The sequence below is a fragment of the Vibrio sp. AIC-3 genome (assembly GCF_013114515.1).
Lineage (GTDB): Bacteria > Pseudomonadota > Gammaproteobacteria > Enterobacterales > Vibrionaceae > Vibrio > Vibrio crassostreae_C.
Window position 1 is genome coordinate 329,888 of the sequence record NZ_VTXG01000001.1, and the last position, 13,382, is coordinate 343,269.

Consider the following 13,382-nt stretch of genomic DNA (forward strand, 5'->3'; position numbering starts at 1 on the left):
AATGTGATGAGTAAAAAAATGACCATGGCGGAGATTTCAAGACAGCTTGGAATTTCAACAATGACCGTGTCACGTTACTTTAATGACGGTTATGTCTCGGCTGAAAATCGCCTTAAAATTGATGCTATCGTCAAAGAAAATCATTATACCCCTAATATATTTGCTCGTTCCATTCGTAGCCAATCTAATATTATTGGTTTCGTTGCTCCTCGCATTGAGTCATATACAACCAGTTTAGTAATTAAAGGGGCACTGGCGGCTGCAAATGAATCACAAGTACGAATGCTTTTTCATGCCTCAGGGTTTAACCATGAGTCAGAATGCCAAGCTGTGAGAGAGTTTAATGGCTTAAATGCATTGGGCACTATTATTATTGCTTCAAAGCACAGTGTCGAAGAGACGTTTTATCAAACCTTAGACAATGTGTTATTTATTGGTAAAAACACCCCCCACCATTGCTGTTTATATTACCCCGACCATGCTGCAATTAAAGCACTCGTTTCCCAAACCATCACTCAGTTAAAACAACAGCAGGCACCGTTGGCAGCCGTACATTATATTTATGATGAGCGTATGCTTTCCAGCCGTACTAAGTTGATGCAAGCCACCATTACTGACACCGTCCCTGAGTTGAATTTTTCACTACAAGCTCTAGCCAACTCGGAGGACAAAGCCGGCTACCAGGCAATTCAATTACAGCCTAATCATGTCTACTTTTGTGCCACCGATAATATTGCTATTCGTTTATATCGTCGCGCCAAAGAACAGCAACTCAAGATTGGTCATAACTTATGGATTGTAGGCATGGGTGACTATGACTACAGCGATTTGTTAGTCCCAAGCCTGACTACTGTCGCTTTTAACTACTATCAAGTGGGCTACCAAGCTGTCAAAAAATTGCTCAAGCGCGATTTCAGTTCCGTTGAAGGCACATTCGACATAAGAATGAGAGAAAGTTCACAGTTTCTCTGAAATTGTATTGAGTCCAAATAGGTTCCATTTAACACTATGTGTTAACGATAACACACATAGTATAACCGATGACACTCGCTAATAATCTACACTCAAAACCACTCGCGTGGTGGAAGAAAGCAACTGCCTACCAAATTTATCCCCGTAGTTTTTATGATACAAACCAGGACGGTATTGGTGACATCAATGGGATCATTGCTAAGCTAGATTATCTTGCTGATTTGGGCATTGATTTAATATGGATCTGCCCATTCTACGCATCACCGAATGATGATAACGGTTACGATATCAGTGACTATCAAGCGATTCATCCTGACTTTGGAACCCTTGAGGATGTGGATAAATTAATCACTGCTGCTCATGAACGGGGCATTCGCATTATTATGGATTTAGTGATAAACCACACTAGCGATGAGCATCCATGGTTCATCGAATCGCGAGATAACAAAGATAGCCCTAAGCGTGATTGGTATATTTGGCGTGATGGTTGTGAGTCTACAGCTGAAAAGCCGACTTGCGAACCAAATAACTGGGAAAGTATTTTTCATGGTAGTGCATGGGAATATGATGACAAAACTGCACAATATTATTTGCACCTATTTTCTAAAAAACAGCCAGATCTTAATTGGGAAAACCCTGAAGTTAAACAAGCACTATTTAAAATGATTCATTGGTGGTTGGAACGAGGTATTGATGGTTTCCGTGTCGATGCAATTAGCCATATTCAAAAACAAGCTGGTTTACCCTCTTTACCCAATCCAAAGGGTGAAAACTATGTCTCTTCATTCGATTATCATATGAATGTGGCAGGGATTGAAAAACATCTGTATGAGTTAAAAGAGCAGGCGTTTTCGCCTTTTGATATCGTGACCGTTGGTGAGGCCAATGGGGTGACGGCTGACAACGCATTGCCTTGGGTTGCTGAAGCGACCGAGCACGATCAAGGTGGTGTTTTTAACATGATTTTTCAGTTTGAACACATGAAGCTATGGTCGGAAGAACAAAGCAACGAGAATTTCGATCTCGTGGCGTTCAAACGCATTTTATCGCGTTGGCAAGATGCCTTAGAAGGTAAAGGCTGGAATGCGCTTTATTTAGAAAACCACGATCAAGCTCGTAGTATTGATACTTTTGCCGATCCTAACTCTAGGTATGCCAGTGCTACCGCGTTAGCGAGTTGTTATTTCTTGATGAAAGGAACTCCATTTATTTATCAGGGCCAAGAGATTGGTATGGTAAATCATCAGTTTACTTCTCTTGACGAATTTAACGATGTGTCTGCGAGAAATTTAATTCAAAAGCTATCGCAACAAGGTCAGAGCGATGCCGATATCTTAGCCTTGTTAAATCAAGTATCCCGCGACCACAGTCGCTTGCCAATGCAATGGAATGACCAGGATTTTGCCGGTTTTTCTGAGGTGCAACCTTGGTTCTCGGTGAATCAACAGTATGCAGATATCAATGTTGAGCAACAACAGCAAGATCCAAATTCGATCTTAGGTTTCTATAAGCAGTTGATTGCTTTGCGCAAGTCACATGAAAGCTTAGTGGTTGGCCGTTATCAATTACTGCTAGCTAACGATCCTAATATCTATGTTTATCAACGTGTTGCTCAAGATATGACATGGACCATTATTACCAATTTAAGTCCACAAGATAGCGTTGTTGATATCGACTGCACCCAATTAGGCGAGTTAATGCTTGATAATCAGAATATTAACAATGAACACGTTCGCTCAGATTTTATAACAACGCAAATAGCCCCCGCTTATGCCGCGTATATATTTGCAAGAAAGCACTAAATTATATTTATGGCTAGGCGCTGATAACGTTAGCCTGTATTTAAATCAAGGAACTATTTATGAGTAAGTTACTATCGTTTGATTTTTGGCAACGATTTGGAAAGTCCCTTATCGTTGTTATCGCGGTGATGCCTGCCGCTGGTATCATGATATCACTAGGTAAAGTGGTCGCAATGTATGCGGGTGGGTTTGGTGCCATTGAAACACTAGGCGCTATAATGGAAAACATAGGTTGGGGGATCATTGTTAACCTTCACCTATTATTTGCGGTCGCGATTGGTGGCTCGTGGGCAAAAGAGCGTGCAGGTGGCGCATTTGCCGCGCTAATTGCCTTCATCTTAATCAACCGTATCACTGGGGTTATATTGGGCGTGGATAACGCTATGCTCAGTGACCCAGAAGCGGTTGTGATGAGCCTATTTGGTTCTGAGTTACCTGTCTCTCAATTCTTCACGAATATTTTGGGTGCTCCTGCCCTAAATATGGGTGTGTTTATCGGTATTATGTCTGGCTATTTAGGTGCCAACTTATTTAACCGCTATCATGACTTCGCTCGCTTACCTCAGGCATTAGCATTTTTCAACGGTAAGCGTTTTGTACCTTTTGTTGTTATTTTCTATTCGCTGATTATTGCGTTTGGTTTATCTGTAATATGGCCTTTAATTCAAGGTGCGCTTAATGATTTTGGTCAATGGATTGCTACCTCTAAAGACACTGCGCCGATCACTGCTCCTTTCTTGTATGGTACGTTAGAGCGTTTATTACTGCCATTTGGTTTACACCACACTTTAACTATTCCAATGAATTACACCGAGTTGGGTGGTACTTATGAGCTTTTGACTGGGATGAATGCGGGCTCAAGTGTTTATGGTCAAGATCCATTATGGCTTGCTTGGGTCAGCGATTTAAATAATCTTAAATTAAGCGATCCGACAACTTACCAACACCTGTTAGATACGGTGCACCCTGCACGCTTTAAAGCAGGCCAAGTTATTATCGCAGCCTCTTCATTGATTGGTATTGGACTTGCGATGTATCACTGTGTTGATAGTGATAAGCGCGCACAATATAAGCCAATGTTCTTATCTGCCTGTCTTGCTGTGTTATTAACCGGTGTGACTGAGCCTATTGAATTCATGTTTATGTTTATCGCTCCCGTTTTGTATGTTGCACATGCTGTGTTAACAGGAGTTGCATTTGCGTTGGTCGATGTGATGGACCTACGTGTACATGCCTTTGGTTTGATTGAGTTACTCACTCGTATACCTATGATGGTTTCAGCGGGCATCGGTGGTGATCTGGTTCGCTTTGCATTAGTTTCTATTGTTTTCTTTGTGGTTAACTATGGATTGTTCCGCTTCCTAATCGTGAAATTGAAGTTACCAACACCGGGTCGTATGGGTAACTACCTGGATGAAAGCTCAGAATCGATGTCAGAAGATGAGAAGATGAACATTATTATTCAGAATTTAGGTGGCCGTGCCAATATTGCTGAGATTGATGCTTGTATGACTCGCTTGCGTATTACAGTTAATGATCCGAAGTTGGTTGCTGAATATGCGTCATGGAAGCCGACAGGGGCTCTTGGTGCTGTGATTAAAGAACAGGGTGTACAAGTTATTTATGGCCCTGGGGTGGATGTTATTAAATCTAAGTTAATAGAGAAATATTCAGCACAACCTGTGTAATTCTTTTTAGATCAAATAACCTCGAGAAACGCAGCCTTGCGCTGCGTTTTATCTCACTAGAATAAATAAGTGAATAATAATGAAGTTAATGACACTAAATACCCACAGTTGGCAAGAAGAAAAACAGCTAGAAAAGTTAGATGTGGTCGCGCAAGCCATTATCGAGCAAGGGTGCGATGTGGTTGCATTACAGGAAGTGAATCAACATCAAGATAGCCCGGCCGTTGATGCCAATATATTAACCAATCACACTGTGTTGGCGAATAACTATGGTTATTTATTACAGAAAAAACTCATGGAATACGGTCATCACTACCAACTTACGTGGGATTTCGTTCATCAAAGTTATGAAGTATATCAAGAGGGGCTCTCATTTTTAACGCGACTACCGATTGTCGAACATGAGGTCATTGATTTAAGTGATAGCTATGATGTGAGCTTTTGGAAACATCGGCGAGCAGTGCGTATTAAAGTGACCTCTCAACAGGGTGATTTTAATCTTTATAATTGTCATTGTGGCTGGTGGAATGACTCAGAGAACTCATTTGAGGATCAGTTCGACCGAATCAAGGCAACTTTACCAACAGAGTTGAGCTTTCTATTAGGCGATTTCAACAACCCAAGCCATATACGTAATGAAGGCTATGATTACGTATTACAACGCGGTTTGATGGATTGTTATGAAGTTGCTGAAATCAAAGATGATGGAACCACTGTCATTAAAAACATTGATGGTTGGGAGCAAAATAGCCAAGCGTTACGCATTGATTTAGTACTTAGTAATCAGCCTGTAGTGGTAAAGCAGCATAAGGTGATTTTTAATCACGATTTTTATCCGGTTGTATCAGATCACTTTGGGGTGTTGGTAGAAGTAGAACTTACTTAATTTTTATCAACTCATCGTAGTTTAAATAAAAAGAATACTGACACAAATACGGCTAATTATCAGGTCACTCTTACTTGCTAAAATAGCGATAGAATACGACTGACCTTAACGATCTTTAGTGCGAGTTCGAAGTGATTACATAAGATTCTCTGTTCTTTCTTTCAACTATATACACAAGATTTCACACTTCTGCGAAATCTAAACTATCTTGTTGATACTGGTACAGATTAATAAGGATCGTTATGAATAGGTATATCGCAGAAATATTCGGTACATTTTGGTTGGTGTTAGGTGGTTGTGGTAGTGCCGTCTTAGCCGCTGCTTTTCCCGATGTAGGTATCGGCTTACTCGGGGTTTCCCTTGCCTTTGGTTTAACCGTACTCACTATGGCTTTCGCTATTGGTCATATATCCGGTTGCCACCTCAACCCTGCTATCACCATCGGTCTATGGAGTGGTGGTCGCTTTGATGGCAAAGATGTTGCGCCTTATATTATTGCCCAAGTGATTGGCGGTATTATCGCGGGCGGCGTGCTATTTGTGATTGCTTCAGGCCAAGCAGGTTTTGACGTTGTCTCATCAGGCTTTGCTTCGAATGGTTACGGTGAACACTCACCGGGTGGCTATTCGCTAACCGCAGCACTCGTGTGTGAAGTAGTAATGACTATGGTGTTCCTATTCGTGATCATGGGGGCAACCGATTCGAAAGCACCGGCTGGATTTGCACCTATCGCGATTGGTCTTTGTTTAACCTTGATCCACCTTATCAGTATCCCCGTCACTAATACCTCTGTGAACCCTGCTCGAAGTACTGGTGTAGCCGTATTTGTTGGAGACTGGGCTGTTTCGCAATTATGGCTATTCTGGGTTGCACCGATTATTGGTGCCGTGATTGGCGCGATGATATACAAAGCGGTAAGAGGTTCAGATTAAGCGCTGAAAAACGTCTAAAGCAATAAAAGAAAAAGCCGCTTAGTGATGCTTCACCAAGCGGCTTTTTTAGATCTTATGACGACCGAGTAAGGAGTGCGAAAGCGTGGTGCCATCCACCAGCTCTAGCTCACCACCAACGGGAACACCATGAGCGATACGGCTTGCGTTCACCTCATGGGCATTACATAGCTCAGCAATGTAATGCGCTGTCGCTTCCCCTTCAACTGTTGGGTTAGTCGCTAGGATTACTTCCGAGATATCACCACGACGCAGGCGGTAGTCCAAAACATCGAGACCGATGTCGCTTGGACCAATACCATCAAGTGGTGAAAGATGACCCATCAATACAAAGTAACGACCTGAATATTGGCCAGTTGCTTCGATAGCTGCAATGTCTGCAGGGCTCTCTACTACACAGATTTGACCATTTTCCTGACGTTTAGGATTGGTACAAATGTGGCAAGTATCTTCTTCAGTAAAAGTACGGCACTCATTACAGTGACCAATTTCGGTCATTGCTTGGCTAAGAGCTTCAGCCAACTGTAGGCCGCCTTTTCTATCGCGCTGTAACAAATGAAAGGCCATACGCTGCGCCGACTTGGGGCCAACCCCAGGTAGACAACGTAAGGCCTCCATCAAATGCTCCAGCATATGACTGGTACGCATATTTAACCGTTCTAATGTTCAAGTAATAGCCTGTTCAATACAAACCACCACCTGAATTAACCTTTAAGAATAAGTTACTTAGAAAGGCATCTTCATACCTGGTGGAAGTTGCATTCCGCCAGTTACGCTAGCCATTTTCTCTTTTTGAGTTTCTTCAACGCGACGAGCCGCATCGTTGAAAGCAGCAGCGATAAGATCTTCAAGCATCTCTTTATCGTCTTCCATTAGGCTTTCATCGATATCAACACGGCGAACGCTGTGGCTACCAGTGATCGTTACTTTTACAAGGCCAGCACCTGACTCACCTGTAACTTCCATATTTGCGATTTCTTCTTGAAGCTTTTGCATGCGCTCTTGCATTTGCTGGGCTTGCTTCATCATGTTGCCCATACCGCCTTTACCAAACATGTTAATACTCTCTGGTCTAATTGGTTTATTAAAATTAATTAAGCTATACGAGCTTAAATGGGGGTTAAAACAGTGTGATTCAACCCCTCGATGTTCAGTTCTCAGATTTGCTTATCTGGGATGATATGCCGGTCACTAAACAAGAAAACGTTCTAGATAGGACGAACGCTGTCTCTGTCGAGTTCAGCGGCAAAACGTCTTTCAATGAACTGTACGTTGGCATCGTTTTCTAAAGCGGTAAACGCGTCTTTCAACTTATCTTGATACAGTCGTTCTCGTAATTCTAGCGGCGTTTCTCCACCATCACCGATTTCAACACTCAAATGACACTCTTCTCCAAGCACAGTATTGAGAGACTGCAATAGCTCACTCTGCGCACGGTCGGTATTCAAATGAGCTTGGCTCGCTCTTAACGTTAAAGTGATTGATGTGTCGTTTTTAGCAAACACTGAGTTCAATGCTAACTGTTCAACAAGCTTGGCTGTCTCTAGCTTTTGAATCGTGGCTGACCATTCATCTTGAGCAATCGACTCTTGAAGTAATTTATCGACCATTTCTGGTGTCTTAATATGCTCCAACGCACGCTTGATCTGAGTAGGTGTAAGCTCTTTGCTCACCTCTTTCACTACAGGTTTAGACGGTTTCCAGCGATAAGGTTCATTATCGTTGGTCACATTTTCTGTCGAAGAGGATGATAAAGAAGCTGGCGACACCCGCTCAGAACCACCGTGTTGCTGAGCAACTCGATCAAGAACTGAAGTTTTAGCTGGTGTCGCTTTAGCCTTTTTTGGCGCCGAGCCTTTGTTTTCTGTTGCCGAACTGCCTCTACGTTGAGAACGTAATTGGTGGCGTAAACCACTCACAGGCGAAGTTGCACGCGCTGGCTGCTCTTGCGGAGCAGAAGGTGCAGCGCTTGGCTGTTGAACCGGACTCTGGTTTTGATAATTCGTTTGTTGCTGCTGAGGCTGCTCTGCACCGTAGCTTGGACGCTCATCATAAGCAGGAGGCGCGTCATACTGGCTATGCGGGTAATTCTGCTGCGGAGTCTGTTGCACGGGTGGCTGCTGCATAGCTTGCTGTTGAGGCGCCTGTTGTTGCATCTGAGGCTGTCTCGGAGCTGCCATTGGCGCAGGTTGACTCACTGACTGAGCAACGTTCTGAGCTTGAGCTGCTGGAACTGGCGCTGGGCTTGCCGACTGAGTCGAGATTGCCGTAGCAACCGCTTGTTCAGCTGGTCTAAATGCCAACATGCGTAAAACCACCATCTCAATACCAACGCGAGCGGTTGGCGACAATGGTAAGTCTTCACGACCTTTCAACACGATCTGGTAGTAGAGTTGAATGTCTTGTGGGCTAAGCGCTTTGCTCAGTAGTTCAAGCTTCTCAGCGTCAGGCTGTGCCTTATCTAATGTAGATGGCAAAGCTTGGAACATCGCAAGACGATGCAGTTGGGCCGCAAGCTGATTCAGCAAACCATCCCACTCGACACCGTTCTCAGCAAGGCTTTGGATACACGCCATCGCTTGCTGTGGCTGCTTACTGCTAATCGCTTCAAGCAAGTGGATAGCTTGGTCGGTATCCAGTGTTCCGAGCATGTGAGCAACAGTATCTGTTACGACATTGCCATTACCCAATGCGATAGCTTGGTCTGTAAGGCTTAGCGCATCACGCATACTGCCATCAGCAGCATGAGCAATCATTCCAAGCGCACGAGATTCAGACGTCACATCTTCTTGTTCAAGAATATGATCGAGCTGCTCGTGAATATTATCAACGCTGATCGGCTTAAGATGGAACTGCAAACAACGCGACAAGATCGTTACTGGAAGCTTCTGTGGATCCGTTGTTGCGAGCAAGAATTTCACATACTCAGGCGGCTCTTCTAAGGTCTTTAGAAGCGCGTTAAAGCTGTGCCTGGAAAGCATGTGGACTTCATCGATTAGGTAAACCTTGAAGCGACCACGTGCAGGCTTGTACTGAACATTGTCCAGAAGCTCGCGGGTATCTTCTACCTTAGTTCGTGATGCCGCATCGATCTCGAGCAGGTCAACAAAGCGACCTTCATCGATTTCTTTACAGGTTGCACATTCACCACAAGGTGTTGAGGTAATGCCTGTTTCACAGTTGAGTCCCTTAGCAAACAAACGACCGATGGTTGTTTTACCAACACCTCGTGTACCGCTGAACAGGTATGCGTGGTGCAACCTATTCTGGCTAAGGGCATTCTCTAATGCTGTTAAAACATGGGCTTGACCAACCACTTCTTTGAATTTGGTTGGTCGCCATTTTCGCGCTAACGCAAGATAGCTCATGAATAATTCCGAAAAGGATTAATGACCGTCGAATTCGCAGATGCTAAACACTTCTAGACCTAAGCCTTGTAAGCGCTTGTCACCACCGATTTCTGGAAGGTTAATAACAAAGGCAGCGTGTTCTACCACACCACCAAGCTGACGAATCAACTTTGTTGTTGCTTCAATCGTACCGCCCGTTGCTAGCAAGTCATCAACCATAAGCACTTTATCGCCTTCAACGATAGCATCAGTATGGATTTCTAGAGTGTCGGTGCCGTACTCAAGCTCATAAGATTGTGCCACAGTTTGACGAGGCAGCTTGCCCGGCTTACGAACAGGAATGAAGCCAACACCTAGCTCAAGTGCCAAAGGCGCACCAAATAGGAAACCACGAGCTTCAGTACCAACGATCTTAGTAAAGCCCATGTCCTTGTATGTTTCCGCTAGCAGGTCGATAGTCGCTTTGTAAGCTACTGGATCTTCCATCAAGCTTGTTACGTCACGGAACAAAATACCCGCTTTAGGGTAATCAGGAATGCTTTTGATGCTTGCTTTGATCAGAGAGATTTTTTCTGTGTTCATAATCTTATGCACTTCATTAGGCCGCTTTCCAAACTCTCGTTAACGAATCAAACATCAACGCTCGGAATTAAGGAAAGGTACGATTGGTATTCATTGCAACGAGAGTCATAACTCTGATTGCTGAAATAATAAACGCCCGCTATACAAGCAGGCACACTGGCTTAATGGTAGTGATTTTCTTTGCTGTCAGCAACCAACTCATGGGTTGGAAGTCGCATAAACCATGTGAGAAGAATAACAAGTACACAAATTAGGAAAGCCTTGACCCAAATGATAGGGGCAAAGTAGATGGATAACGCAAAACTCAACAAGATAAAGAATACGCCACGCGTTTTAACTTGTTTGGTGACGGCACCGTGTTGATACCAATTGTTCAGCAAAGGACCCAGCGTTTTGTGCTCATGCATCCATTTATGAACTTTCGGATTGCTTCGCATGAAGCATGCGCTGGCAAGAAGGAGAAAAGGAGTGGTTGGCAGAACGGGCAAAACTATCCCTAGAACTGCGAGAAATATACAAAGGCCACCAGCAATATTGAGGCTTAAAACTCGAACGCTAATTGTGGCCTCCTTGAGTTAGCTATCACCAATCGGCGACGACAGCTTAACTAGAATGTTGCGTAACCATTGAATACACGGATCAACGTAAGTGTTGCTGGTAGCAATGGAATCATTAAAAATGCGGCTAAAAATCCTAAAAAGTAGAATACATTAAACGGGTCTTGAAAGTCTTTGTTATCTGCCATGATTGCTTCTTGTTTTTGTTAGTGAAGGTAAGTATCCGGCGAACCAAACCCGCTTTGCTAAATCGACATTTAACAAAAAAGGCATAGCCACACCATTTGCGCAACTATACCTTAATCAATTATTCACAAAAACCGAGGAAATATAGGGTTAATCAGTAGACCCTTGGTGTATGTCTAAACTAAAACTTGCCGCTCCAAGTAGGCTCAACGACAGTTGGCAGCCCTGTTCGATCGGAAGGTCCCGCGTAATAAAGTTCTTCTTGCAGTTCTCACCCAAGCGCTCACCTGCTGCAATATATTGATTCAATTCACCATTCGACCATTGCCCGTCTAGACCCGCAGGCAAAATGGAGATGGTTCCCTCGGCAAGGTCAGCAACACCAAACAAGGCATTCACTGGGGTGGAGCATTTAGAGCAACGAATCCCCTTCTCTAAGATTTCAGCAATATCTTTGAGATCAACATTAAAATCTTTTCTGTTTCTTATGTAATCGTGGAACAGCGCTCTCACTAACAATGTTGTCGCGGAGCCGCCATTATCAGACGACGATGAATCGACGAGGTAAAAAGCAAACTGCCCGTTCATCATCCACGCATAGTCAAACACAAGTGGCATCATCTCTGTTGATTGCAGTAACCGGTAACTGCAACGCCATGAGCCTTGTCGCGTATCTTTCTCTGGAAGCAGCGCATGCAGTAAGTCTTTTGCTGCGCTTGGGTTATCTTGAAGGTAATTCAGGTGCCAATGCAGTTCTTGGTCTTCAGGGATCTCTCCCCCATCATCCACACAGAACCATTGGCTCGAAAAATCTCGTTGGTCTGAAATGTTATCGAACGAATCTGTCAATGTATTCGCAATCGCACTTCCTAGGTGACGGTGATCCTCTAACGGCTTCGCCAAGAAGTCTTTAATACCAAATCGCAAGGCTTTCGCCACGTCAGACATATCATCAGTGCCAGACACAACGATCATAGGCAGTGACGGGTACTCTAAACTGAGCTCTTCCACAAGCTCTATGCCATCAAGTATTGGCATTGATAAGTCACACACAATTAAATCTGGCGCTGAGTCTCTAAGTTTCTGCAAAGCGTCCAGTCCATTTTCAGCCTCAACCACTTTATAACCGACCTTGTCTAGGTACGCGCTGGTTATACGGCGAAAAATAGGATCATCATCAACCAACATCACGCATTTTTGGTTAATTACTTCCTGAGCCGAGGTCATTACTGGCTGACTGTGAGTTTTGTACATAATCTATAACCTCACAAAACTAAGTCGAATTATTATTGTTATCTGTTCTAAGAACTAATATAAAACTTAGTAATAAAATGCTAAATACACAAATTTGCACTCTTTACTGGTAATTCGTGACGAGGGTTGGAATACTTGTAAATAGTGCAACGAGTTGACGTAACGCAAACATTGATCTCACTGTTACGTATAAATTAGATGAGATTGTAAACAAATGTGTCTGGATTTATGAAATTAGATGATTTAAACCTCTTTCGACTCGTCGTTGAAAATGGGAGCTACACCGCAACATCGCGCAAGACTATGATTCCGGTTGCGACCATCACACGACGCATCCAAGCCTTAGAAGATTCTTTGAACCTTAGGCTTCTCAATAGACACGCGCGTAAACTTTCTTTAACAGAGGCAGGCGAACGTTTCTTCAATGAATGCTCTCCGCTGTTGCAACGTCTCTCTTCTACTGCAGAAGAGTTAACTGACGTGTGCAAAGGCGCTTCCGGTAAGATTCGTATTACGGCACCCTCAAACCTGACCAAGCGCATGATGATGCCAATGTTCAGTGAATTCATGATTCAATACCCTGATATCAATATTGAGCTGATGATGAACAACCAAGCGGATCAGCTGGATCCAACGGAGTGGGACGTAATTTTCCGAGTCGGCCCTCAGCGTGATTCAAGCCTAATCGCTCGAAAAATCAGTGAAGTCAAAGATATTCTTATCGCGAGCCCTGAGTACTTAGCGAAGAACCCAGCTCCAAGCCATGCTGAAGAGCTAGCGAACCATTCGCTACTCAAAGGCTACCCGCTGATTAAGTGGCAGCTGAGTAATTCGAATGAAGAGACGGTGGTGAATAGCGAGAAAGGCCGTTTCAACGCCAATGCGCTTAATGTCGTAAGACAAGCGTGCTCAGAAGGCCTAGGTATCACCCTGATGCCTGACGTGATGATTCGTGAATACATTGAAGATGGCAGCTTAGTGCAAGTCTTAGAAGACTGGAGCGCTAACCCTCGTGATATTTACATGCTTTATAACCACAAAGACCATCTACCAGAGAAAGTGAGATTGTTTATTGATTTTGTGATCGCATACCACATTCATTAAGGTCAATCCCCTTCTCTATAAACAAAAAACCAGAGCCGATGCTCTGGTTTT

Annotated in this window: 13 protein-coding genes; 6 read left to right on the plus strand and 7 right to left on the minus strand. The window is 43.7% G+C overall.

Going from position 1 to position 13,382, the window contains the following annotated elements:
* The first annotated feature begins 6 nt into the window (after window positions 1–6).
* The 5 genes from F0229_RS01435 to aqpZ all read left to right on the plus strand — a co-directional run bounded on the left by F0229_RS01435 (window position 7) and on the right by aqpZ (window position 6,280).
* Window positions 7–972 carry a LacI family DNA-binding transcriptional regulator gene (locus F0229_RS01435; protein ID WP_017070321.1) on the plus strand — a complete coding sequence of 322 codons (966 nt, stop codon included), beginning with the start codon at window positions 7–9 and terminating at the stop codon, window positions 970–972.
* 68 nt (window positions 973–1,040) lie between these two features.
* Window positions 1,041–2,774 (plus strand): alpha-glucosidase, encoded by a 1,734-nt coding sequence (locus tag F0229_RS01440; protein ID WP_171732089.1) that lies wholly within the window; start codon window positions 1,041–1,043, stop codon window positions 2,772–2,774.
* A gap of 59 nt (window positions 2,775–2,833) precedes the next feature.
* Window positions 2,834–4,462, plus strand: a complete 1,629-nt coding sequence (locus F0229_RS01445; protein ID WP_171732090.1) for a PTS transporter subunit IIBC — start codon at window positions 2,834–2,836, stop codon at window positions 4,460–4,462.
* A gap of 79 nt (window positions 4,463–4,541) precedes the next feature.
* On the plus strand, window positions 4,542–5,348 hold the full coding sequence (locus F0229_RS01450; RefSeq protein WP_170962780.1) for an endonuclease/exonuclease/phosphatase family protein: 807 nt from the start codon (window positions 4,542–4,544) through the stop codon (window positions 5,346–5,348).
* A 242-nt stretch (window positions 5,349–5,590) separates the two neighbouring features.
* Window positions 5,591–6,280 carry an aquaporin Z gene (aqpZ, locus tag F0229_RS01455; protein ID WP_171732091.1) on the plus strand — a complete coding sequence of 230 codons (690 nt, stop codon included), beginning with the start codon at window positions 5,591–5,593 and terminating at the stop codon, window positions 6,278–6,280.
* Window positions 6,281–6,346: 66 nt separating this feature from the next.
* Here the strand turns inward: aqpZ and recR are convergent, their stop codons facing one another.
* From recR to F0229_RS01490, 7 genes are all read right to left on the minus strand, one after another.
* Entirely contained in the window at window positions 6,347–6,946 is a 600-nt protein-coding gene (gene recR, locus F0229_RS01460) for a recombination mediator RecR (RefSeq protein ID WP_019823189.1), read from the minus strand.
* 78 nt (window positions 6,947–7,024) lie between these two features.
* Window positions 7,025–7,354 carry a YbaB/EbfC family nucleoid-associated protein gene (locus F0229_RS01465; protein WP_017062338.1) on the minus strand — a complete coding sequence of 110 codons (330 nt, stop codon included), beginning with the start codon at window positions 7,352–7,354 and terminating at the stop codon, window positions 7,025–7,027.
* A 152-nt stretch (window positions 7,355–7,506) separates the two neighbouring features.
* On the minus strand, window positions 7,507–9,666 hold the full coding sequence (dnaX, locus tag F0229_RS01470; RefSeq protein WP_171732092.1) for a DNA polymerase III subunit gamma/tau: 2,160 nt from the start codon (window positions 9,664–9,666) through the stop codon (window positions 7,507–7,509).
* A gap of 18 nt (window positions 9,667–9,684) precedes the next feature.
* Complete coding sequence (apt, locus tag F0229_RS01475; RefSeq protein WP_017062340.1) at window positions 9,685–10,230, minus strand: adenine phosphoribosyltransferase; 546 nt, start codon at window positions 10,228–10,230, stop codon at window positions 9,685–9,687.
* Between the two features lie 161 nt (window positions 10,231–10,391).
* Window positions 10,392–10,763, minus strand: coding sequence for a YbaN family protein (locus F0229_RS01480; protein WP_029225617.1), 372 nt, complete (start codon window positions 10,761–10,763; stop codon window positions 10,392–10,394).
* A gap of 74 nt (window positions 10,764–10,837) precedes the next feature.
* The gene (locus F0229_RS01485) at window positions 10,838–10,975 is read right to left on the minus strand and encodes a hypothetical protein (protein WP_017067606.1); all 138 of its coding nucleotides are present in this window, start codon (window positions 10,973–10,975) and stop codon (window positions 10,838–10,840) included.
* 148 nt (window positions 10,976–11,123) lie between these two features.
* Window positions 11,124–12,227, minus strand: coding sequence for a response regulator (locus F0229_RS01490; protein ID WP_102332530.1), 1,104 nt, complete (start codon window positions 12,225–12,227; stop codon window positions 11,124–11,126).
* A gap of 228 nt (window positions 12,228–12,455) precedes the next feature.
* On the opposite strand from F0229_RS01490, the gene F0229_RS01495 reads away from it, so the two are divergent.
* Complete coding sequence (locus F0229_RS01495) at window positions 12,456–13,331, plus strand: LysR family transcriptional regulator (RefSeq protein WP_017062344.1); 876 nt, start codon at window positions 12,456–12,458, stop codon at window positions 13,329–13,331.
* The last annotated feature ends 51 nt before the right edge of the window (window positions 13,332–13,382 follow it).

Excerpts from the sequence above, each read along its gene's own strand:
- aqpZ (WP_171732091.1), top strand. The coding sequence starts at position 5,591 with ATGAATAGGTATATCGCAGAAATATTCGGTACATTTTGGTTGGTGTTA.
- F0229_RS01445 (WP_171732090.1), top strand. The coding sequence starts at position 2,834 with ATGAGTAAGTTACTATCGTTTGATTTTTGGCAACGATTTGGAAAGTCC.
- F0229_RS01440 (WP_171732089.1), top strand. The coding sequence starts at position 1,041 with ATGACACTCGCTAATAATCTACACTCAAAACCACTCGCGTGGTGGAAG.
- F0229_RS01435 (WP_017070321.1), top strand. The coding sequence starts at position 7 with ATGAGTAAAAAAATGACCATGGCGGAGATTTCAAGACAGCTTGGAATT.
- F0229_RS01495 (WP_017062344.1), top strand. The coding sequence starts at position 12,456 with ATGAAATTAGATGATTTAAACCTCTTTCGACTCGTCGTTGAAAATGGG.
- F0229_RS01450 (WP_170962780.1), top strand. The coding sequence starts at position 4,542 with ATGAAGTTAATGACACTAAATACCCACAGTTGGCAAGAAGAAAAACAG.
- F0229_RS01490 (WP_102332530.1), bottom strand. The coding sequence starts at position 12,227 with ATGTACAAAACTCACAGTCAGCCAGTAATGACCTCGGCTCAGGAAGTA.
- apt (WP_017062340.1), bottom strand. The coding sequence starts at position 10,230 with ATGAACACAGAAAAAATCTCTCTGATCAAAGCAAGCATCAAAAGCATT.
- F0229_RS01485 (WP_017067606.1), bottom strand. The coding sequence starts at position 10,975 with ATGGCAGATAACAAAGACTTTCAAGACCCGTTTAATGTATTCTACTTT.
- recR (WP_019823189.1), bottom strand. The coding sequence starts at position 6,946 with ATGCGTACCAGTCATATGCTGGAGCATTTGATGGAGGCCTTACGTTGT.
- dnaX (WP_171732092.1), bottom strand. The coding sequence starts at position 9,666 with ATGAGCTATCTTGCGTTAGCGCGAAAATGGCGACCAACCAAATTCAAA.
- F0229_RS01465 (WP_017062338.1), bottom strand. The coding sequence starts at position 7,354 with ATGTTTGGTAAAGGCGGTATGGGCAACATGATGAAGCAAGCCCAGCAA.